Origin of the sequence: Aquincola agrisoli, from assembly GCF_036621135.1 — a bacterium.
Classification (GTDB): Bacteria; Pseudomonadota; Gammaproteobacteria; order Burkholderiales; family Burkholderiaceae_C; genus Aquincola; species Aquincola agrisoli.
In genome coordinates this window covers 15,777-36,440 of the sequence record NZ_JAZIBG010000059.1, presented here as the reverse complement: position 1 = coordinate 36,440, position 20,664 = coordinate 15,777, and the positions used below count along the sequence as shown (strand labels likewise).

At 69.7% G+C, this 20,664-nt stretch carries 20 protein-coding genes; 14 read left to right on the top strand and 6 right to left on the bottom strand.

Going from position 1 to position 20,664, the window contains the following annotated elements:
* A partial coding sequence (locus V4F39_RS27125; protein ID WP_465251527.1) for a Rossmann-fold NAD(P)-binding domain-containing protein occupies nucleotides 1-650 on the bottom strand: 650 nt, incomplete at its 3' end.
* A gap of 137 nt (nucleotides 651-787) precedes the next feature.
* Between V4F39_RS27125 and V4F39_RS27120 the strand changes: the two genes are divergently transcribed.
* From V4F39_RS27120 to V4F39_RS27110, 3 genes are all read left to right on the top strand, one after another.
* Nucleotides 788-1,282 (top strand): NUDIX hydrolase, encoded by a 495-nt coding sequence (locus V4F39_RS27120; protein WP_332293368.1) that lies wholly within the window; start codon nucleotides 788-790, stop codon nucleotides 1,280-1,282.
* A 64-nt stretch (nucleotides 1,283-1,346) separates the two neighbouring features.
* On the top strand, nucleotides 1,347-2,498 hold the full coding sequence (gene mnmA / locus V4F39_RS27115) for a tRNA 2-thiouridine(34) synthase MnmA (protein WP_332293367.1): 1,152 nt from the start codon (nucleotides 1,347-1,349) through the stop codon (nucleotides 2,496-2,498).
* Between the two features lie 100 nt (nucleotides 2,499-2,598).
* Nucleotides 2,599-3,543, top strand: a complete 945-nt coding sequence (locus V4F39_RS27110; RefSeq protein WP_332293366.1) for a CysB family HTH-type transcriptional regulator — start codon at nucleotides 2,599-2,601, stop codon at nucleotides 3,541-3,543.
* Nucleotides 3,544-3,547: 4 nt separating this feature from the next.
* On the opposite strand, the gene V4F39_RS27105 is transcribed toward V4F39_RS27110, so the two are convergent.
* Nucleotides 3,548-4,252, bottom strand: coding sequence for an N-acyl amino acid synthase FeeM domain-containing protein (locus tag V4F39_RS27105; RefSeq protein ID WP_332293365.1), 705 nt, complete (start codon nucleotides 4,250-4,252; stop codon nucleotides 3,548-3,550).
* 435 nt (nucleotides 4,253-4,687) lie between these two features.
* On the opposite strand from V4F39_RS27105, the gene V4F39_RS27100 reads away from it, so the two are divergent.
* Complete coding sequence (locus tag V4F39_RS27100) at nucleotides 4,688-5,362, top strand: CAAX prenyl protease-related protein (protein WP_332293364.1); 675 nt, start codon at nucleotides 4,688-4,690, stop codon at nucleotides 5,360-5,362.
* A 19-nt stretch (nucleotides 5,363-5,381) separates the two neighbouring features.
* On the opposite strand, the gene V4F39_RS27095 is transcribed toward V4F39_RS27100, so the two are convergent.
* The 3 genes from V4F39_RS27095 to queA are packed head-to-tail and all read right to left on the bottom strand — an operon-like array spanning nucleotide 5,382 to nucleotide 8,150.
* Nucleotides 5,382-5,870: a hypothetical protein gene (locus V4F39_RS27095; RefSeq protein ID WP_332293363.1), complete on the bottom strand. Its 489-nt coding sequence runs from the start codon at nucleotides 5,868-5,870 to the stop codon at nucleotides 5,382-5,384.
* A gap of 27 nt (nucleotides 5,871-5,897) precedes the next feature.
* Nucleotides 5,898-7,049, bottom strand: coding sequence for a tRNA guanosine(34) transglycosylase Tgt (gene tgt, locus V4F39_RS27090; protein ID WP_332293362.1), 1,152 nt, complete (start codon nucleotides 7,047-7,049; stop codon nucleotides 5,898-5,900).
* 51 nt (nucleotides 7,050-7,100) lie between these two features.
* Complete coding sequence (queA, locus tag V4F39_RS27085) at nucleotides 7,101-8,150, bottom strand: tRNA preQ1(34) S-adenosylmethionine ribosyltransferase-isomerase QueA (protein WP_332293361.1); 1,050 nt, start codon at nucleotides 8,148-8,150, stop codon at nucleotides 7,101-7,103.
* Between the two features lie 52 nt (nucleotides 8,151-8,202).
* Between queA and recG the strand changes: the two genes are divergently transcribed.
* The 6 genes from recG (at nucleotide 8,203) to ubiA (ending at nucleotide 15,376) form a co-directional block, all read left to right on the top strand.
* Nucleotides 8,203-10,278: an ATP-dependent DNA helicase RecG gene (gene recG / locus V4F39_RS27080; protein WP_332293360.1), complete on the top strand. Its 2,076-nt coding sequence runs from the start codon at nucleotides 8,203-8,205 to the stop codon at nucleotides 10,276-10,278.
* Between the two features lie 50 nt (nucleotides 10,279-10,328).
* Nucleotides 10,329-11,252, top strand: a complete 924-nt coding sequence (locus tag V4F39_RS27075; RefSeq protein WP_332293359.1) for a LysR substrate-binding domain-containing protein — start codon at nucleotides 10,329-10,331, stop codon at nucleotides 11,250-11,252.
* A 303-nt stretch (nucleotides 11,253-11,555) separates the two neighbouring features.
* Nucleotides 11,556-12,077 (top strand): Dps family protein, encoded by a 522-nt coding sequence (locus V4F39_RS27070; protein WP_332293358.1) that lies wholly within the window; start codon nucleotides 11,556-11,558, stop codon nucleotides 12,075-12,077.
* Nucleotides 12,074-12,748, top strand: a complete 675-nt coding sequence (locus V4F39_RS27065) for an FABP family protein (RefSeq protein WP_332293357.1) — start codon at nucleotides 12,074-12,076, stop codon at nucleotides 12,746-12,748. Before V4F39_RS27070 ends, V4F39_RS27065 begins: the two co-directional genes overlap by 4 nt.
* Before the next feature lie 98 nt (nucleotides 12,749-12,846).
* A complete protein-coding gene (locus V4F39_RS27060; RefSeq protein WP_332293356.1) occupies nucleotides 12,847-14,472 on the top strand; it encodes a peptide chain release factor 3 in 1,626 nt (541 codons plus the stop codon).
* Nucleotides 14,465-15,376, top strand: coding sequence for a 4-hydroxybenzoate octaprenyltransferase (gene ubiA, locus V4F39_RS27055; RefSeq protein ID WP_332293355.1), 912 nt, complete (start codon nucleotides 14,465-14,467; stop codon nucleotides 15,374-15,376). Before V4F39_RS27060 ends, ubiA begins: the two co-directional genes overlap by 8 nt.
* A 21-nt stretch (nucleotides 15,377-15,397) precedes the next feature.
* Here ubiA and proC read toward each other — a convergent pair whose 3' ends face one another.
* Complete coding sequence (gene proC, locus V4F39_RS27050) at nucleotides 15,398-16,237, bottom strand: pyrroline-5-carboxylate reductase (RefSeq protein WP_332293354.1); 840 nt, start codon at nucleotides 16,235-16,237, stop codon at nucleotides 15,398-15,400.
* A 137-nt stretch (nucleotides 16,238-16,374) separates the two neighbouring features.
* Here proC and V4F39_RS27045 point away from each other — a divergent pair, with 137 nt between their 5' ends.
* From V4F39_RS27045 to V4F39_RS27030, 4 genes are all read left to right on the top strand, one after another.
* Complete coding sequence (locus V4F39_RS27045) at nucleotides 16,375-17,652, top strand: Glu/Leu/Phe/Val family dehydrogenase (protein ID WP_332293353.1); 1,278 nt, start codon at nucleotides 16,375-16,377, stop codon at nucleotides 17,650-17,652.
* A gap of 71 nt (nucleotides 17,653-17,723) precedes the next feature.
* Entirely contained in the window at nucleotides 17,724-18,704 is a 981-nt protein-coding gene (locus tag V4F39_RS27040) for a Bug family tripartite tricarboxylate transporter substrate binding protein (protein WP_332293352.1), read from the top strand.
* A gap of 87 nt (nucleotides 18,705-18,791) precedes the next feature.
* A complete protein-coding gene (locus V4F39_RS27035) occupies nucleotides 18,792-19,946 on the top strand; it encodes an MFS transporter (RefSeq protein WP_332293351.1) in 1,155 nt (384 codons plus the stop codon).
* 179 nt (nucleotides 19,947-20,125) lie between these two features.
* Nucleotides 20,126-20,602: an Lrp/AsnC ligand binding domain-containing protein gene (locus tag V4F39_RS27030; protein WP_332293350.1), complete on the top strand. Its 477-nt coding sequence runs from the start codon at nucleotides 20,126-20,128 to the stop codon at nucleotides 20,600-20,602.
* Nucleotides 20,603-20,664 lie beyond the last annotated feature (62 nt).

Sequence of the window (20,664 nt, the reverse complement as noted above, 5' to 3'; positions counted from 1 at the left end):
GTCTCGTACGGCACGTCGATGAACTTGGCGCCCAGCGACTCGACCTGCTCCTTGACCGAGGGCCGCACGTCGCTCGCCTCGATCACCGCGCCCAGCCGCTTGGCCGTGGCGATGGCCTGCAGCCCCGCCACACCCACGCCGAGGATCACCACGCGCGCGGCCTTGATGGTGCCGGCCGCGGTCATCAGCATCGGGAACAGGCGCTGGTACTTGTCGGCCGCGATCATCACGGCCTTGTAGCCGGCGATGTTGGCCTGGCTGGAGAGCACGTCCATGCTCTGGGCGCGCGTGGTGCGCGGCGCGGCTTCCAGCGCGAAGCTGGTCAGCCCTGCCGCGGCCAGCGCGGCGAGCCCGTCGCGGTCGAACGGATTGAGCATGCCGACGAGCGCGGTGCCCGGCTTCATCAAGGCCAGTTCGTCGGGCGCCGGGCTGCGCACCTTGAGCACCAGATCGGCCGCGAAGGCCCCCGCACGATCGGTGACCAGCGCCCCGACGGCCGCATAGGCCTCGTCGGTCGCGCTCGCCGCCACGCCGGCACCGGCCTGGACATGCACGTCGTGGCCTTGCGCGATGAGCTTCTTGGCCGTCTCGGGTGTGACGGCCACACGGGTTTCCCCCGCCGCCGTCTCGAGCGGTACGCCTATCAACATGAGGTCTCCTCCTCGATGCAATGGAATGTGTTGCGCGTTTTTTGCGCGTATTGCAGTAGAGCTTACACAAGTTCCTTCGCGCGCCGCCGCATGGTTCACGCCAAGCAAGGCCGCGCCGCCGGCTTTACCATGCCGCGATGCCGAACGACCGCTGCAAGCTGAGCGTGACCGTCGCTGCCGTGATCGAGCACGAGGGCCGCTACCTGATGATCGAGGAGCAAACCTCCGAAGGCATCCGCCTCAACAACCCTGCAGGCCACCTCGAGCCGGGCGAATCGCCGATGCAGGGCGCCATCCGGGAAACGCTGGAAGAAACGGGCTGCAGCTTCGAGCCTTCACACGTGCTCGGGATCTACCTGTCGCGCTTCAACCGTCCGTCCACGGGCGAGGACGTGACCTACCTGCGCATCGCCTTCGCCGGCCGGGCCAGCGAGCCGGCGCCGGGCTGGGTGCTCGACGAAGGCATCCTGCGCACGCTGTGGATGACCGCGGACGAGATCCGGGCCAGCCGCGCGCGCCACCGCAGCCCGCTGGTGCTGCGCTGCCTGGAAGATCACCTGAGCGGGCAGCGCTACCCGATGGAGATGCTGACGGTCGACGCCACCGTCTTCGCACCCGAAGTCAAACGCTGACGCCGCCCGGGGCCGCTCGCGCGCAGCAGAGCGGCCGCGTGCCCGGCGCGGGACAATCCCGGGCATGGGAACAGCGAACAAGCAACGGGTGGTCGTCGGCCTGTCGGGCGGCGTCGACTCGGCCGTGACCGCGTGGCTGCTGAAGCAGCACGGCCACGAGGTCGTCGGCATCTTCATGAAGAACTGGGAAGACGACGACGACAGCGAGTACTGCAGCTCGCGGCAGGACTTCCTGGACGCCGCCGCGGTGGCCGACGTGATCGGCATCGAGCTCGAGCACGTCAACTTCGCCGCCGAGTACAAGGACCGCGTCTTCGCCGAGTTCTTGCGCGAGTACGCGGCCGGCCGCACGCCCAACCCGGACGTGCTGTGCAACGCGGAGATCAAGTTCAAGGCCTTCCTCGACCACGCGATGCGGCTGGGCGCCGAGAAGATCGCCACCGGACATTACGCGCGCGTGCGCTGCGTGGCGCCGCAGGGCGGCGTGCTCGATCCAGTGCACGCGCGGCCAGGCGACGGGCGCTTCGAACTGCTCAAGGGGCTGGATCCGAGCAAGGACCAGAGCTACTTCCTGCACCGCCTGACGCAGGCGCAACTGAGCCGGACGCTCTTCCCCGTCGGCGAGCTGCACAAGACCGACGTGCGCCGCATCGCGCAGGAGATCGGCCTGCCGAACGCGAAGAAGAAGGACTCGACGGGCATCTGCTTCATCGGCGAGCGGCCGTTCCGCGAGTTCCTCAACCGCTACTTGAACCACGCGCCGGGCGCCATCGAGGACGAGCAGGGACGCCGGCTCGGCCGGCACGTCGGCCTCAGCTTCTACACGCTGGGCCAGCGCCAGGGGCTGGGGATCGGCGGGGTCAAATCGACCGAGGGCCCGCAAGGCGAGCACGCCCCCTGGTACGTTGCGCGCAAGGACCTCGCGCGCAACGTGCTCGTGGTGGTGCAGGGCCATGCGCATCCCTGGCTGCAATCGCTGACCCTCGTGGCCGACGACACGAGCTGGATCGCCGGCCACCCGCCGGCCGACCTGCGCTGCCACGCGAAGACGCGCTACCGCCAGAGCGACGCCGCGTGCGCGTTCGAAGCGCGCGCCGAAGGACGCTTCGGGCTGCGCTTCGACGAGCCGCAATGGGCGGTGACCCCCGGCCAGTCGGCCGTGCTCTACGACGGCGACATCTGCCTGGGCGGCGGCGTCATCGCTGCGGCCGGTTGAGCCTTATGCATTGCCCGACTATGGTTAAGCGCAATGAATAGTTCTTCCACATAAGAACGGCTTTCAAAATGCGGTGACCTCATAAAGCAGGGTTCACGCCTTGAACTTTCAGCAGCTGCGATCCGTCCGGGAAACCGTTCGTCAGGGATTCAACCTGACGTCGGTGGCCGAAGCGTTGCACACCTCGCAGCCTGGGGTCAGCCGGCAGATCCGTGAACTGGAGGAAGAGCTCGGCATCGAGCTGTTCGTGCGGGCCGGCAAGCGGCTGACCGGCCTCACCGCGCCGGGCGCGATGGTGCTGCCGATCGTCGAACGCATGCTGCTGGAAGCCGACAACCTCCGGCGGGCGGGCGACGATTTCGCGCGTGCCGGCCGCGGCACGCTCACGATCGCCGCGACGCATTCACAGGCGCGTTATGCCCTGCCGACCGCGGTGCGGGATTTCCGGATCACGCACCCGGAAGTGACGCTGCACATGCACCAGGGCTCCCCGCAGCAGGTCGCGCAGATGCTGCTCGACGGCAGTGCCGACATCGGCGTCGCCACGGAAGCGCTGACCCACTACGACGAACTGGTGGCGCTGCCGTGCTACCGATGGACACACGCCGTCGTCGTGCCGCCGGGCCACCCCTTGACGCAGGAAGCCTCGTTGACGCTGCAGGCGCTGGCGAAGTATCCGCTCGTGACCTACGAGGCGGGCTACACCGGCCGAGGCCACATCGACGACGCCTTCGCCCGGCACGGGCTGGCGCCGCAGATCGTGCTGACCGCGATGGACGCGGACGTGATCAAGACCTACGTGGAACTCGGGCTGGGGGTGGGCATCGTGGCCGCCATCGCCTACGACGAGGAGCGCGACCACCATCTCACGGCGCTGGACGCACGGCACCTGTTCGCGGCCAACATGACGCGGCTGGCGGTGCGCCGCGGCAGCTTCCTGCGCGACTACACTTATGCCTTCATCGAGACCTTCGCGGCGCCGCTGGCGCGCTCCGTGGTCGAGCAGGCCCTCCAGGCGACGGCAGGCTCCAGCTTCGATATCTGACGACTTAAATCGCGGGCCGCTCCGTCGACCAATTCGATTTCTGCAGCCGGCTGATGATCCCTGCTTCCTCTGAAAGGGAAAAAGAATAGGGATACAACGATCGCTCTGAAGATGCCAGTTCAGGTTTGCCGCCAAACCGGCCAATCTGCTGCAATGTATAACTGAAATCCAGATGCAGCAAAACCGCAGGCGCGTTGACGCGGCGGTTCAGGCGCTCCTGCCCCAGCACCGTGCAGCCGAGCATGCGGGTGTAATAGCCCACGTGCCGCGGATTCACCTCGATCAGAAGTGTGTCGAAACCCTTGAAGCGGTAAGCGACGATGTACGCGACGTGGAACAGGGATGCGAGCACCTGCTTCGCACCAGACACAGGATCCATCGCCAGCTTGGTGAACTCGCAGATGCGCCTACCCGCCCGCCGGAGCGTGGCGATCTCTTCGGCAAACGTGTCTTCCGCGTGCAGCCCCTCGGGACTGTCGAGCCCCACGGTGATGGTTCCGATGATGGCGTCGTGGTCGGTGGCCGTCAGCGTGATGCGGTTGGGCGTCTGCTGGTCGGGCAGCCCTGCGTTCTGGTAGCCGCGCCATGCATAGCGGCGCTTGATCAATATGTTGGCCGAGCTGCGCTGGCCATGGGAATCCGCACCGCGGATCTTGAACAGCCGGGGCCGGGCGGTTTCGGTTCCTGGAACCCCGCCTGACGCCGACATGCGGTGCGGCTCGAATGTCGCTCCGATGATCGTGTTGGACGCATCTGTCCTGCCGGGTCTCAAGTTCACCCCCCACCCTACATTGGTTTGTTAGTTCATTTTGACCTGCGCGCAGCCAGAAAGCTGTAGCAAGAGTTGAGGAGCCCCGACACCCGGGAGTGCCTCGCCCCCCGTCGCAAAGTCCGCCCGCTGCGTGCCGACCCGCGCCATGCAACGAGAAAATGCAGTTCGCAAGCCCTTCTAAGGGAACTTAATCGCGTGAATTTTGACACATATCGTTTCAAATATCCGGGTGTCAGACCCCTGTTTTTGCCTCGGGATTCTGATCTCCAGAACGCACGTCTGCAGTGTGCCGCGCGGGCATGACCGCCATGTGGCCGCAATTTGACTGCGCATACTCCCTCGTTTCCCGCCTTACCAGCCCGATAAACCCCCATGCCCCTCCAACGCGCCGCCGTCCTGCGCATCGCCCCCTTCGCGCTTTTCATGCTCCTGCTCGCCCTGCGCGGTGCGGTGCCGCCAGACGGTTCCTGGGGAATGGATCCACGATGGATCTACGGCCTGACGGTGGTGCTGGTCGGCGGCCTGCTGCTCTGGTTCTGGCGCGACTACGGTGAGCTGGCCCGGCAGAACCGGCCGACGGCCGCGGAAGCCGGGCTGGCCGTGGGGGTCGGGCTGGCGGTGTTCGGCCTGTGGATCATGCTCGACGCCGAATGGATGACGCTCGGCGAGGCCACCGCCGGCTTCGTGCCCGTGCGCGCGGACGGCGCCTTGGACTGGCCCTTGATCGCGGTGCGGTGGGTCGGCGCCGCGCTGCTCGTGCCGGTGATGGAGGAACTGTTCTGGCGCTCGTTCCTGATGCGCTGGATCGCCCAGCCGCAGTTCGAGACCGTGGACCCGCGCCGTGCCGGGCTGAAGGCCGTCGTCCTGTCGACCTTCGTCTTCATGCTGGCGCACACCCTCTGGCTTGCTGCGATCGTGGCCGGGCTGGCCTATGCCTTGTTGTACGTGCGGACCGGCAAGCTCTGGGTGCCGGTGATCGCCCACGCCGTGACCAACGGCGTGCTGGGGATCTGGGTTGTGCGTACCGGGCAATGGCAGTTCTGGTGAGCCCCGGGGCGCTGGCGCCTCACGCCTTGAGCCAGCGGGCGAGGCGCCGGGCCGCCGCGCGGCGCGCGACCGCCGCTGCCCGCCAGGGCCAGGAGCGCCGGACGCGCGCCAGCCAGTGGGTCTTCCAGCCCTCCCAGGCGGCATAGCCGCGGGCGAACCAGGCCAGCCGCATCAGGGCCGGCCGCACGAGCTGGAAGGTCCGGGCCACCACGGCGGTGCCGACGACCTTCGCCAGCACGATGATGCCCAGCGCCGCAGCGACATGGCCGCGGCCCGCGAGTCCCAGCGCCAGCAGCTTCACCGGCAGCAGCAGCGCGGTCGGTGCGACGAACAGCACGAGCGCCCCGTGGGGCGTCAAGGACGCGACCCACCGTTCCAGCGCCGCGATCCAGCCCCAACGCGCCAGCCGCGCGAGCGCACGCTGCAGCGGCTCCCAGCCCCATTCCTCGAACAGGACCAGCAACGCCAGCGCCCATTGCAGCAGATGCCTGATCCAGCGCAGCAGCATGCGGCCCCCTGCGCCTGACGCCGGACGCTACACGCCCCGCGCCCGATCCCACTTGAACTGCGCCCGGAAGGCCTCGAAGCGCCCTTCGTCGAGCGCATCGCGGATCTCCTGCATCAGGTTCAGGTAGTAGTGCAGGTTGTGGATCGTGGTGAGCATCGGCCCCAGCATCTCGCCACAACGGTCCAGGTGGTGCAGGTAGGCGCGGCTCACCGCGCCCGTGCCGGTGCCGGGCTCGCCCGCGCAGGCCATGCAGCGGCAGCTCGGGTCGATCGGCTGCTCGTCGGTCTTGTAGCGCGCATTGCGGATGCGCAGGTCGCCGAAGCGGGTGAACAGGTGGCCGTTGCGCGCGTTGCGGGTCGGCATCACGCAATCGAACATGTCGACGCCCTGCGCCACGCCCTCGACCAGATCTTCCGGCGTGCCCACGCCCATCAGGTAGCGCGGCTTGCGCGCCGGCAAGCGGTGCGGCGTGTGCGCCATGATGCGCAGCATTTCGTCCTTCGGCTCGCCGACGCTGACGCCGCCGACGGCATAGCCGGGGAAGTCCATCTCGACCAGCGCGTCGAGCGAGGCCTCGCGCAGGTGCTCGAACATGCCGCCCTGCACGATGCCGAAGAGTGCGTTGGGATTGTTCAGCTTCGCGAACTCGGCCTGGCAACGCTTCGCCCAGCGCAGGCTCAACTCCATCGACGACTTCGCTTCCGCCTCGGTTGTGATGTGGCCCTTGGTCTCGTAGGGCGTGCACTCGTCGAACTGCATGACGATGTCGCTGTTCAGCGTCGTCTGGATCTGCATGCTCGTCTCGGGCGTCAGGAAGAGGCGGTCGCCGTTGACCGGCGACGCGAACTTGACGCCTTCCTCGCTGATCTTGCGCATCTCGCCCAGGCTCCAGACCTGGAAGCCGCCGCTGTCGGTGAGGATCGGCTTGGTCCAGCCCTCGAAGCGGTGCAGGCCGCCGAACTGCGACATCACGTCCAGCCCTGGCCGCATCCACAGGTGGAAGGTGTTGCCGAGGATGATCTGCGCGCCCATCTCGTGCAGCGACCGTGAACTCACGCCCTTGACCGTGCCGTAGGTGCCCACCGGCATGAAGATCGGCGTCTCGACGACGCCGTGGTTGAGTCGCAGGCGGCCGCGCCGCGCGTGGCCTTCGGTGGCCAGGAGATCGAACTGGAGCATCGAGGGATTGTCGCAGCCGCCCGGCCGCCGCCGAGGCCGCTGGGCCTTCGCTCAGCTAGGGCGATGCTGCAGCAGCATCGCGTCGCCGTAGCTGAAGAAGCGGTACCGCGCCTCGATGGCATGGCGGTAGAGGGCGCGCACATGCTCGTAGCCGGCAAAGGCGCTGACCAGCATCAGCAGCGTGCTCTTGGGCAGGTGGAAGTTGGTCAGCAGCACGTCCACCGCGTGGAAGCGGAAGCCCGGCGTGATGAACAGCGCGGTCTCGCGCGCCCCGGCCTGCAGCGTGCCGCCGAGCGCCGCGGATTCGAGCGCGCGCAGCGTGGTCGTGCCGGCCGCGACGATGCGCCCGCCCACCGCCCGCGTCGCGGCGATGGCGTCGACGGTGGACTGGCTCACCTCGAACCATTCGCTGTGCATGCGGTGCTCGGACAGGTCGTCGGTGCGCACCGGCTGGAAGGTGCCGGCACCCACGTGCAGCGTGACGCGCGCCGAGCCGACGCCGCGCGCCTGCAGCGCCGCCAGCACCGCATCGTCGAAATGCAGCGACGCCGTGGGCGCCGCCACCGCACCGGGCCGGCTGGCGAACACCGTCTGGTAGCGCTGTTCGTCCTGCGCATCATCGGCATGGGTGATGTACGGCGGCAGCGGCACGTGCCCGTGCGCCGCGAGCAGCGCCAGCGGTTCGGCGGGCAGCCGCAGGTGGAACAGCGAGTTGTCCGGGCCGCCGCGGCCCAGCACGTCCGCGTCGAAGGCATCGGCGAAGCGCACGCGCGTGCCGGCCTTGGGCGACTTGCTGGCGCGCAGGTGGGCCAGCACCTCGTGGCCGGGCAGCACGCGCTCCACCAGGGCCTCGACGGCGCCGCCCGTGTCCTTGACACCCAGCAGCCGCGCCTTGATGACGGCGGTGTCGTTGAACACCAGCAGGTCCCCGGGCTGGAGCAGGCCGGGCAGGTCGCGAAACACCCGGTCGACCGGCGCGACGCCGGTGCCGTCCAGCAGGCGCGAAGCGCTGCGTTGCGCGGCGGGGTGCTGGGCGACGAGTTCGGGCGGCAGCTCGAAATCGAAATCGCTGAGGGTGTATCGGCGTTCTGGGACAGACATGGGCAGCAGGCGGGACCGGCCTGTACTGAGTACGGAGCGGCACAATTGTTCCATGCCCCCTGCCGCCGACCGCGCGACGAAAGAGACGACCCCGCGCGCGGCGGTGGCGCTGTCTGCGCCCCAGCGTGCCCTGCGCAAGCTGGGCCTGGTGCGCGACATCGACTTCGCGCTGCACCTGCCGCTGCGCTACGAAGACGAGACGCGCAACCTGCCGATCGCGCAGGCGCGCGAGGGCGGCACGGTGCAGGTCGAGGGCGTCGTGCGCGAGCACCGCATCGAAACGCATCCCCGCCGGCAGCTCGTCGTGCGCATCGCCGACGACAGCGGCGAGCTGACGCTGCGCTTCCTGCACTTCTACCCCTCGCAGCAGAAGGCCATGCCGGTCGGCCAGCGCGTGCGCGTGCGCGGCGAGCTGCGCATCGGCTTCTTCGGCCGGGAGATGGTGCATCCGGCGGTCAAGGCCGTGGAGGCCGACACTCCGCTCGCCCAGGCGCTGACGCCGGTGTACCCGGCCAGCGCGCAGCTGCCCCAGGCCTACCTGCGCAAGGCGGTGGCCGGCGCGCTCGCGCGCGCGCCGCTCGCCGAGGTGCTGCCGGCCGAGGTGCTGCCGCCCGGCCTGCCCAGCCTGAAGGAGGCGCTGCAGCTGCTGCACCACCCCGCCCCGCACACGCCGCTCGCGGCGCTGGAGGACCGCAGCCACCCGGCCTGGGAGCGCCTGAAGTTCGAGGAGTTGCTGGCGCAGCAGCTCAGCCAGCTCGAGGCGAAGCGGGAGCGCGCACGGCTGCAGGCCCCGGTGCTGACGCCCCGGCCGGGCGGCCTCCATGAGGGCCTGCTGGCCGCGCTGCCCTTCGTGCTGACGGGTGCGCAGCAGCGGGTCTGCAACGAGATCGCCGCCGACCTGGCGCGGCCGCAGCCGATGCACCGGCTGCTGCAGGGCGACGTCGGCTCCGGCAAGACGGTCGTCGCGGCGCTGTCGGCCGCCGTGGCGATCGGCGCCGGCTGGCAGTGCGCGCTGATGGCCCCGACCGAACTCCTCGCCGAGCAGCATTTCCGCAAGCTGGTGCAGTGGCTGGAGCCGCTGGGCGTGCGCGTGGCCTGGCTCAGCGGCAGCCGCAAGGGCAAGGGCCGCAGGCAGATGCTGGAAATGGTCGCCTCCGGCGAAGCGGGGCTGGTGGTCGGCACGCACGCGGTGATCCAGGACGACGTCGCCTTCCACCGGCTGGGCCTGGCGATCGTCGACGAGCAGCACCGCTTCGGCGTGGCGCAGCGGCTGGCGCTGCGCGAGAAGCTCGAGGCCAGCACGCTGGAGCCGCACCTGCTGATGATGAGCGCCACGCCGATCCCGCGCACGCTGGCGATGACGTACTTCGCCGACCTGGCGGTGAGCACCATCGACGAGCTGCCGCCCGGCCGCACGCCGGTGCTGACCAAGGTGTTCGCCGACGACCGGCGCGACGAGGTCGTCGGCCGCATCGCCGACGAGGTCGCGAACGGCCGGCAGGTGTACTGGGTGTGCCCGCTGATCGAGGAATCCGAGGCGCTCGACCTGCGCAACGCGACCGAGACGCACGCCGAGCTGTGCGCGGCGCTGCCGGGCCGCGGCGTGGGGCTGCTGCACGGCCGCATGGCCGCCGCCGAGAAGGCGGCGGTGATGGCCGAGTTCACCGCCGGCCGCCTGCAGGTGCTGGTAGCCACCACGGTCATCGAGGTCGGCGTCGACGTGCCGAATGCGAGCCTGATGGTGATCGAGCATGCCGAGCGCTTCGGCCTGTCGCAGCTGCACCAGCTGCGCGGGCGCGTGGGGCGCGGCGCGGTGGCCAGCATCTGCGTGCTGCTGTACACGGCGCCGCTGTCGGCCGGCGGCAAGGCCCGGATGAAGGCCATGGCGCACACCAACGACGGCTTCGAGATCGCACGGCTCGACCTCGAGATCCGCGGCCCCGGCGAGTTCATGGGCGCGCGCCAGAGCGGCGACGCGCTGCTGCGCTTCGCCGACCTCTCGCAGGACGCCCCGCTGCTGGAGCACGCGCGCCGCGTTGCGCCGCTGCTGATGGAGCGGCATCCGGCCGCGGCCCGTGCCCACCTGGAGCGCTGGCTGGCCACGCGGGCGGAATACCTCAAGGCCTGACGCCGCGCACGGTCGTTTCATAAACCCGGGGCTTTGCCGACAATCCCGCCATGACCCTGACCGAACTGCGCTACATCGTCGCTGTCGCCCGCGAGAAGCATTTCGGCCGCGCAGCCGAGGCCTGCTTCGTCTCGCAGCCGACGCTGTCCGTGGCGATCAAGAAGCTCGAGGAAGAGCTGGACGTCAAGCTCTTCGAGCGCGGCGCCAACGAGGTGAGCGTCACGCCGCTGGGCGAGGCCATCGTGCGCCAGGCGCAGTCGGTGATCGAGCAGGCCGCGGCCATCAAGGACATCGCCAAGCGCGGCAAGGACCCGCTGGACGGCCCGCTCAAGCTCGGCATCATCTACACGATCGGGCCCTACCTGCTGCCCGAACTGGTGCGGCACGCGATCGAGATGACGCCGCAGATGCCGCTCATCCTGCAGGAGAACTTCACCGCCAAGCTGGTCGACATGCTGCGCACCGGCGAGCTCGACTGCGCCATCATGGCCGAGCCCTTCCCCGACACCGGCCTGGCCGTCGCGCCGCTGTACGACGAGCCCTTCGTGATCGCCGTGCCCAAGCACCATGCGCTGGCCAAGCGCAAGCAGGTGGCCGCCGAGGAGCTCAAGCGCGAGACCATGCTGCTGCTGGGCACCGGCCACTGCTTCCGCGACCACGTGCTGGAGGTCTGCCCTGAGTACGCCCGCTTCTCGAGCGACGCCGAAGGCATCCGCAAGAGCTTCGAGGGCAGCTCGCTCGAAACGATCAAGCACATGGTCGCTTCCGGCATGGGCGTGACGGTGGTGCCGCAGCTCTCCGTGCCGAAGGAAGAGCAGCCGCTGGTGCGCTACATCCCCTTCGCCGCGCCGGTGCCCACGCGCCGCGTCGTGCTGGCGTGGCGGCGCACCTTCACGCGCTACGAGGCCATCGCCGCACTGCGCAACGCGGTGTATGCCTGCACGCTGGACGGCGTCGAGCGGCTGACGGCCTGAAGCCCGCAGCCGGGCGCACCGCCGCGCCCGCGTCTGATCGATAGTTTCAATCGATTTGTTTAGCGATATCAATTGCGAAAGCTCATGCAGATGGCTATCGTCAGGGCCCTACCGGCGGCTCTCCAGCAGCGCCAGCTCGGCCACTTCACGAAGGCCGATCCGGCCTATGGCGCGGCCGCGGCGCGCAAGCTGCGCCTGTCGTGAGCCGGATCCGCAGAACCTTGCGCTGGCGCAGCCGGCCTGTGCAAGGGCTGCGCTAAAGTGGTCCGATTCCCCTGATGCACTGACCAAGAGGAGCCCGTCATGGCCAAGAGCAAGAGCAAGCAGAAGCCCGCCGGCGCCGCGGGCGCCCCGTCCATCCACATCGGCATCAGTGCCGAGGACCGCAGCGCGATCGCCGGCGGCCTGTCGCGGCTGCTGGCGGACACCTACACGCTCTACCTCACCACGCACAACTTCCACTGGAACGTGACTGGGCCGATGTTCAACTCGCTGCACGCGATGTTCATGGCCCAGTACACCGAGCTGTGGAACGCGGTCGACCCGATCGCCGAGCGCATCCGCTCGCTGGGCCATCCCGCGCCGGGCTCGTACGCGCAGTACGGCTCGCTCACGTCGCTGAAGGACGCGCCGTCCACCCCCCCTGCGGCGATGGAGATGGTGCGCATCCTGGTCGAAGGCCACGAAGCCGTCGCCCGCACCGCGCGCAGCATCTTCCCGCTGGCCGACGGTGCCAGCGACGAGCCCACCGCCGACCTGCTGACCCAGCGGCTGACGGTGCACGAGCAGGCGGCGTGGATGCTGCGCTCGCTGCTCGAGGAATGAGCACGGCCGCCCAGCCGCCCGCCGGCGGCGGCTTCCCGGCCGACATCTACACCGAGCCGTCCGACGTCGACGTCGACACGCTGGCCTGCCTGGGCCCGTTGCGGCGCATGGCCGGCGTGTGGCAGGGCACGCGCGGCCTCGACGTCAAGCCCAAGGCCGACGGCCCGCGCAAGCAGGCCTACGTCGAGCGCATCGAGCTGCAGCCGATCGACCCGGTGACCAACGGCCCGCAGCTGCTGTACGGCCTGCGCTACCACACGCACATCACCAAGCCCGACCAAGTGAAGACCTACCACGAGCAGGTCGGCTACTGGCTGTGGGAGCCGGCCACCGGCACCGTCATCCACACGTTGACGATCCCGCGCGGCCAGACGGCGATGGCCGCCGGCACGGCGGCCCCGGATGCGGACACCTTCGAACTGGTGGCCACGCAGGGCCTCGACACCTGGGGCATCTGCTCGGCGCCCTTCCTCGACCACGCGTTCAAGACGACCGCGTTCCGCATCCAGGTGGCGTTCAACGACGACGGCACCTGGGGCTACGAGGAAGACACCGTGCTGCAGATCCAGGGCTTGGCCGAGCCGTTCCACCACACCGACCGCAACCGGCTGGCCAAGGTGGCGGAGCCGACGCCGAATCCGCTGGCCGCCGCGCGCGGCGCGGCGCGCTGACGCGACCGGGGCCGCCCGCCGGCCCGAGCCCCGATAATCGCGGGCTTCTCCCCATCCTCCAAGGCGGTGCATCCGGTGACGGCGCGCACCGCGGTGCCATGTCCGACCTCACCCCCCAGGTGCGCCGCCGCCGCACCTTCGCCATCATCAGCCACCCCGACGCGGGCAAGACCACGCTGACGGAAAAACTGCTGCTGTTCTCCGGCGCCATCCAGATCGCCGGCTCGGTGAAGGCGCGCAAGGCCAGCCGGCACGCCACCTCGGACTGGATGGAGATCGAAAAGCAGCGGGGCATCTCGGTCGCGTCGTCGGTGATGCAGATGGAATACCGCGACTGCGTCATCAACCTGCTCGACACCCCGGGCCACCAGGACTTCTCCGAAGACACCTACCGCGTGCTGACGGCGGTCGATGCCGCGCTGATGGTGATCGACGCGGCCAACGGGGTGGAGCCGCAGACGCGGCGGCTGCTGCAGGTCTGCCGTGCGCGCAACACGCCCATCCTCACCTTCGTCAACAAGATGGACCGCGAGGTGCAGGAGCCGCTGGCGCTGATGGACGAGATCGAGCGCGAGCTGAACATGGCCGTGGTGCCCTTCACCTGGCCGGTGGGCATGGGCAAGACCTTCGGCGGCGTGATGGACCTGCGCGAGCGGCGCATGCGCGTGTTCTCGCCGGGCGAAGACCGCAACCGCGACGACGACGAGATCATCGACGGGCTGGACAACCCGGTCTACCCGCAGCGCTTCGGCGCCGACTACGCGCATGCCCGCGAGGGCATCGAGCTGGTGCAGGAGGCCGCGCCGGCCTTCGACGAGGCCGAGTTCCTCTCGGGCCGCCAGACGCCGATGTTCTTCGGCTCGGCGATCAACAACTTCGGCGTGCGCGAAGTGCTGGATGCGCTGGTCGACCTGGCGCCGCCGCCTGGCCCGCGCGGTTCGCTGCAGCGCGAGGTCAAGCCCGACGAGCCCAAGTTCACCGGCGTCGTCTTCAAGATCCAGGCCAACATGGACCCGGCGCACCGCGACCGCATTGCGTTCGTGCGCGTGGCCAGCGGCCACTTCGAGCGCGGCATGCGGCTGAAGGTGGTGCGATCGGGCAAGGAGCTGCGGCCGAACACGGTGGTGAGCTTCCTGTCGCAGCGGCGAGAGCTGCTCGACGAGGCCTTCGCCGGCGACATCATCGGCATCCCCAACCACGGCGTGCTGCAGCTCGGCGACACGCTGACCGAAGGCGAGCAGCTCCAGTTCACCGGCCTGCCCTTCTTCGCGCCCGAGATGTTCCGCAGCGTCGAAGTGGCCGACCCGCTGCGCACCAAGCAGCTCAAGGCGGGCCTGCAGCAGCTCGGCGAGGAGGGCGCGATCCAGGTCTTCCGGCCGGTGATGGGCTCGGTGCTGCTGCTCGGCGCGGTCGGCCAGCTGCAGTTCGAAGTGGTCGCGCACCGGCTCGAGCACGAATACGGCGTGAAGGCGCGCGTGATGCCCAGCCGCTTCCAGGTGGCGCGCTGGGTGACCTGCGACGAGGCCGACGGCGGCGCCAAGGAGCTGCAGCGCTTCATCGACGGCAACGCCCACCGCGTGGCCCACGACGCCGTCAACGCCCCGACGGTGCTCGTCGAGTACGCGCCCGAGCTGCGCGCGATCGAGGCCAACTGGCCGAAGATCAAGTTCCATGCGCTGCGCGAGCACGCGGGCCTGGTGTTCCAGCGCCAGATCGATGGCTGAAGCCGGCCGTCCCGGGACACCGCGGCTGCGGCTGTACCTCGACCTGATCCGCTGGAACCGCCCCGCCGGCTGGCTCCTGCTGCTGTGGCCGACGCTGTCGGCGCTGTGGATCGCCGCCGACGGCTTCCCGGGCTGGCACCTGCTGGCGGTGTTCACGCTCGGCACCGTGCTGATGCGCAGCGCCGGCTGCTGCGTGAACGACGTGGCCGACCGCGAGTTCGACCGCCACGTCAAGCGCACGGCGCAGCGCCCGGTCACCACCGGCGCGGTGTCGGTGCCGGAAGCCCTCGCGCTGGGCGCGGTGCTGGCGCTGCTGGCGTTCGGCCTGGTGCTGACCACCAACGCACCGACGATCCTGCTGTCCTTCGCCGCGCTGGCGATCGCCATCGCCTACCCCTACGCCAAGCGCCTGGTCTCGATGCCGCAGGCCGTGCTGGGCGTGGCGTTCAGCTTCGGCATCCCGATGGCCTTCAGCGCGGTGCTGGGCGGCGCGCAATGGCACTGGCGCGCGGTGGCCGACGCGGTGCCGCCGCACGCCTGGTGGCTGCTGGCCAGCAACCTCTTCTGGGTGCTGGCCTACGACACCGAGTACGCGATGGTCGACCGCGACGACGACATCCGCATCGGCATCCGCACCTCGGCGTTGACGCTGGGCCGCTTCGACGTCGCCGGCGTGACGGCGTTCTATGGGGTCCACCTCGTGTCGTGGGCGGTGGTGGGCTGGTCGCTCGGCCTGGGCGGGTGGTTCCTCGGCGGCATCGCCGCGGCGGCGGCGCAGGTCGCCTGGCACTGGACGCTGATCCGCCACCGCACCCGGGAAGGCTGCTTCACCGCCTTCCGGCTCAACCATTGGGTGGGCTTCGCGGTCTTCGCGGGCACCGTGGTCGACCTGGCGCTGCGCTGAAGCGCGCGGCGCCGGCGGCGTTCAGGCCGCGCCGAACTCGTCGCCCAGCTCCGCCGCGCGCCGCTGCGCCGCCTGCAGCGCCTTCACGAACGCCGCCTTGACGCCGTCTTCTTCCAGCGAGGTGAGCGCCGCGTAGGTCGTGCCGCCCTTGGACGTCACCCGCTCGCGCAGCACCGACGGCGGCTCCGGGCTCTGCCGGGCCAGCGCGGTGGCGCCGGCGAAGGTGCCGAGCGCGAGCGCCTTGCCCTCCTCGGCCGACAGGCCCATGGCCTCGGCGGCCGCCATCATCGCCTCGAGCACGTAGAACACGTAGGCCGGCCCCGAGCCCGACAGGGCGGTGACGGCGTCCAGCGCACGCTCCTCGGCCACCCACAGCAGCTGGCCGGTGGGCGCCAGCACCTGCTCGACCGCCGACCGCTGCGCGGCGCTGACCCCGTCGCGGGCGAACAGGCCGCTCATGCCCTGGCCGATCAGCGCCGGCGTGTTCGGCATCGCGCGCACCACGGCCTGGCTGCCGGTGGCGCGGGCGATGGCGTCGGTGCGGATGCCCGCCATCACCGACAGCTGCAGTGCACGCGACACATGCGCCGCGCACGGCGCCGCCGCCTGCTGGAAGATCTGCGGCTTGACGGCCCAGACCACCATCGCCGCGCCCGCCAGCGTTGCATCGGCCTTGGCCAGGGTGCGCACGCCGTGCTCGGCCTGCAGCGCCGTGCGCTGCGCCTCGCCGGGATCGACGACGAGGATCGACGCCGGATCGCGCCCGGCGCGCAGCAGCCCGCCGACGATGGCGCTGGCCATGTTGCCTCCGCCGATGAAGGCGATGGATGATGGATGTCCTGCAAGGGTTGTCTCGGCCATGGCGGGAGTTTAGGCGCCGCCGGCAACGCGCAGCCCGTGGTTATGCGCAACATGCATAGTTGTCCCCTCCCCTTGCCGGGCCCGGCTGACTACAGTTCCTTCACCAGACGGCCGCCGCTCGCGGCCCAGGAGATGCCATGAGCCAAGCTGCACTGTCCTACGTCCACCCCACCCCCGACAGCCCCTGGGGCACCTACCTGTCGCAGGTCGACCGCGTCGCGCCGTACCTCGGCCACCTCGCGCGATGGATCGAGACGCTCAAGCGCCCGAAGCGCGCGCTGATCGTCGACATCCCGATCGAGCTCGACAACGGCAGCGTCGCGCACTTCGAAGGCTTCCGCGTGCAGCACAACCTGTCTCGCGGCCCGGGCAAGGGCGGCGTGCGCTACCACCCCGACGTGACCCTGGAAGAAGTGATGGCGCTGTCGGCGTGGATGACGGTGAAGACCGCGGCGGTCAACCTGCCCTACGGCGGCGCCAAGGGCGGCATCCGGATCGATCCGAAGCAGTACTCGCGCAAGGAGATCGAGCGCGTGACGCGGCGCTACACGAGCGAGATCGGCATCATCATCGGGCCGCAGCAGGACATCCCCGCGCCCGACGTCAACACCAACGGCCAGATCATGGCCTGGATGATGGACACCTACTCGATGAACGTCGGCGGCACCGCCACCGGCGTCGTCACCGGCAAGCCGATCCACCTCGGCGGCTCGCTGGGGCGCGTCAAGTCGACCGGCCGCGGGGTGTTCGTCACCGGCCGCGAGGCGGCGCGCCGCCTGGGCATGAACCTCGAAGGCGCCCGCGTCGCGGTGCAGGGCTTCGGCAACGTCGGCTCGGCGGCGGCGGAGCTGTTCGCACAGTCGGGCTCGAAGGTCGTCGCAGTGCAGGACCACACCGGCACGATCGTCAACGAACAGGGCTTGGACGTCGCCGCGCTGACCGCCTGGGTCAAGGAGAACGGCGGCGTCGCCGGCTTCGCCGGATCCGAGCGCATGGCCGACGAGGAGTTCTGGGACGTGCGCTGCGACATCCTCGTGCCGGCGGCCCTCGAAGGCGTCGTCACCGCCGAGCGCGCCCAGCGCATCACCGCCAAGCTGGTGCTCGAGGGCGCCAACGGCCCGACCGTGCCGTCCGCCGACGACATCCTCGCCGACCGCGGCGTGCTGGTGGTGCCCGACGTGATCTGCAACGCCGGCGGCGTGACCGTCAGCTATTTCGAGTGGGTGCAGGACTTTTCCAGCTTCTTCTGGACGGAGGAGGAGATCAACGTGCGGCTCGACAAGATCATGGTCGACGCGCTGTGCAAGATCTGGGACACGGCCGACAAGCACAAGATCACGCTGCGCACTGCCACCTTCGCGGTGGCCTGCGAGCGCATCCTCACGGCGCGCGAGGAACGCGGGCTCTATCCCTGATACCCCCCTGACGCCATCGCGGCGCGGCAGCTAGGATGCGGGCCCTTCGAGGCCCGCTTCCCTTTGCCGTGATGACGCAACGCCGTACCCTTCTCGCCGCCCTGCTGGGCTCCCTTCTCGCCGCCATCGCGGCCCCCGCCGCGCTGGCGCAGCAATGGCCGTCCAAGGCCGTGCACATCGTGGTGCCGGCGCCGGCCGGCAGCTCGCTGGACATCATCGCCCGCCTGCTGTCCGAGAAGCTGAAAGACCGCTGGGGCCAGGCCGTGGTGGTCGACAACAAGGCCGGCGCCGGCGGCATGCTGGGCGTCGACGTGGCCGCCAAGGCACCGCCCGACGGCTACACCATCGCCCTCGGCTTCAACGGCCCCATCGCCTTCGCGCCCTTCATGTACCGCAAGATGCCGTACGACCCGGGCAAGGACCTGATCCCGGTGGTGATGACGACCTCGCAGCCCAACGTGCTGGCCGTCAACGCCAACCTGCCGGTCAAGACGACGCAGGAGTTCCTGGCCTGGACCAAGGAGCGCGCGGGCAAGATGAACTACTCGTCGCTGGGCATGGGCAGCTCCAGCCACCTGACGATGGAGTTGATGCTCAACGAAACGGGGCTCACCGGCACGCACGTGCCCTACAACGGCTCGCCGCCCGCCGCGCTGGCCGTGGCGCAGGGTGACACCGACGCCACCTTCACCACCGCGCCTGCGCTGCTCAACCATGTCAAGGCCGGCAAGGTGCGCCTGCTGGCCGTGAGCGCCGCGCAGGTGCCCGAGAGCCTGAAGGGCCTGCCCACGCTGGCCGACGGCGGCGTGAAGGGCGTCGAGTCGCTGGCGTGGAATGGCCTCTTCGTGGCAGCCGGCACGCCCGAGGCCATCGTGCAGAAGATCAACGCCGACGTGAACACCGCGCTGGCCGACGCACAGATCAAGTCGGTGATGGACGCCCAGGGCCTCACGGTCGTCGGCGGCACGCAGGCCGACTTCCGCAAGGTCGTCGATGCAGAGATGAAGCGCTGGGGCGCGGTGATCCAGAAGATCGGCCTGAAGCTCGATTAACCGCGTCCCGTGCGTCGCCTTCTCCTGGGAACCGGTGCGGCCCTGCCCCAGGCCTGCGACGGGCCGGCGCAGTAGAGTGGCGCGTCCATGCAACCGCTGCCGCTCGTCATCATCCTGCTGGTCCTCGACCACGTCGCGTTCAACGGCAGCCGGATTGCGGTCTCGCTGACGGCGATCCACCAGGGGGCGTCGGCGCTCACCGTCGGGCTGCTGATGGCCTCCTACGCCTTGCTGCCGGCGCTGCTGGCGGTGCCGGCGGGGCGCTGGGTCGACCGCATCGGGGCACAGCGCCCGATGCTGATCGGCTCGGCCGGCCTGGGCATCGGCTGCCTGCTGGCCTTCGCGCTGCCGAACCTCGCCGCGCTGTACGCCACCAGCGTGATCATCGGCCTGTCGTTCATGCTGATCAACGTGGCGGCCTACCACGCGGTGGGCTTCCTCAGCGTGCCCGAGCAGCGCACCGCGAACTTCAGCTTCATGGCGCTGGGCTTCTCCACGTCGAGCTTCATCGCGCCGCTGCTCACCGGCCTCTCGATCGACCAGCTGGGCCACCGCTTCAGCTTCGCGGTGCTGGGGCTCTTCACGGTGCTGCCGGCCGCCGTGCTGGCCCTGGCCGCGCTGCCGGAGACCCGTTCCGAACGGGCCGCCGGCGCCGGCGGGCAGCGCCCGGCGATGTTCGACCTGCTGCGCGACCCGTACATGCGGCGCCTGTTCATCGCGATCGCGGTGCTGACGGTGGCCTGGGACATCTACACCTTCGCGATGCCCGTCTACGGCACGCAGATCGGCCTCAGCGCCTCGCAGATCGGCATCGTGATGGGTTCGTTCGCCGCCGCCTCCTTCGTCGCGCGGCTGGTCATGCCGATGGTCGCGCGCCGCGTGCAGCCTTGGCCGCTGATCGCGGCCTCGATGATGGTGGCGGGCCTGAGCTACGCGGCCGTCCCGTTCAGCCACGGCGTGGGCGCGCTGATGGCGGCGATGTTCATGCTGGGCCTCAGCCTGGGGGCGCCCCACCCCATGGTGCTGACGCTGCTGCACCACGCCGCGCCCGAGGGCCGGGCCGGCGAGGCGGTGGGCCTGCGCACGATGTTCATCAACACCAGCCAGACGGCGCTGCCGCTGGTGTTCGGTCTGCTCGGGACGGCGCTGGGCATGGCGCCGCTCTTCCTGGCGATGACGGCGGCCCTCTTCGGGGGCGGCGCCATGGCGCGGCGCATGGCGCGCCGGCCCCGCGCCAGCTGATCCGCGCCGGGACGCTCGGCCCGGCACCCACACGGGATTTTTCGCGCCCCTAGCGTTTGCCCGCAAAGGGTTCATTCGGAGGCGCGGGCTGCTGTCTTGATCTCAGAATCCACCACGCTGCGTAGGCAGCGCCGACAGAAATCCGCCGCAAATGCGGATCGAACGGGTTCTGCACCAAGATGGATCAAGCAGCCAGCAGATCGCTCGACAAGATCGACATCAACATCCTGCGTGCGTTGCAGGCGGACGGCCGCATTTCCAACCTGCGGCTGGCCGAAGTGGTGCAGCTCTCCCCAACGGCGGTGCTGGAGCGTGTCAAGCGGCTGACACGCGAGGGCTTCATCCTCGGCTACGAAGCTCGGCTGAACCCGCAGCTGCTGGGCGCGGGGCTGCTGGTCTTCGTGGAGGTGCTGCTCGACCGCACCCTGCCCCGCCAGCTCGAGGCGTTCAAGGCCGAGGTGATGGCCCGGCCCGAGATCCTCGAGTGCCACCTCGTGGCCGGGGCGTTCGACTACCTCCTGAAGACCCGCGTGGCCGACATGGCGGCCTACCGCGAGTTCATCGGCTCCGGCATCTGGACGCTGCCCGGCGTGCGCGAGACGCGCACCTACGCGGTGGTCGAAGAGGTGAAGAGCACGTCCATGCTGCCCATCTAGCGAGATCAATGGAACCACTAGCGTCAACCCCTCTGCGGGCCGACCGCCGGGCCGCCCCCAAG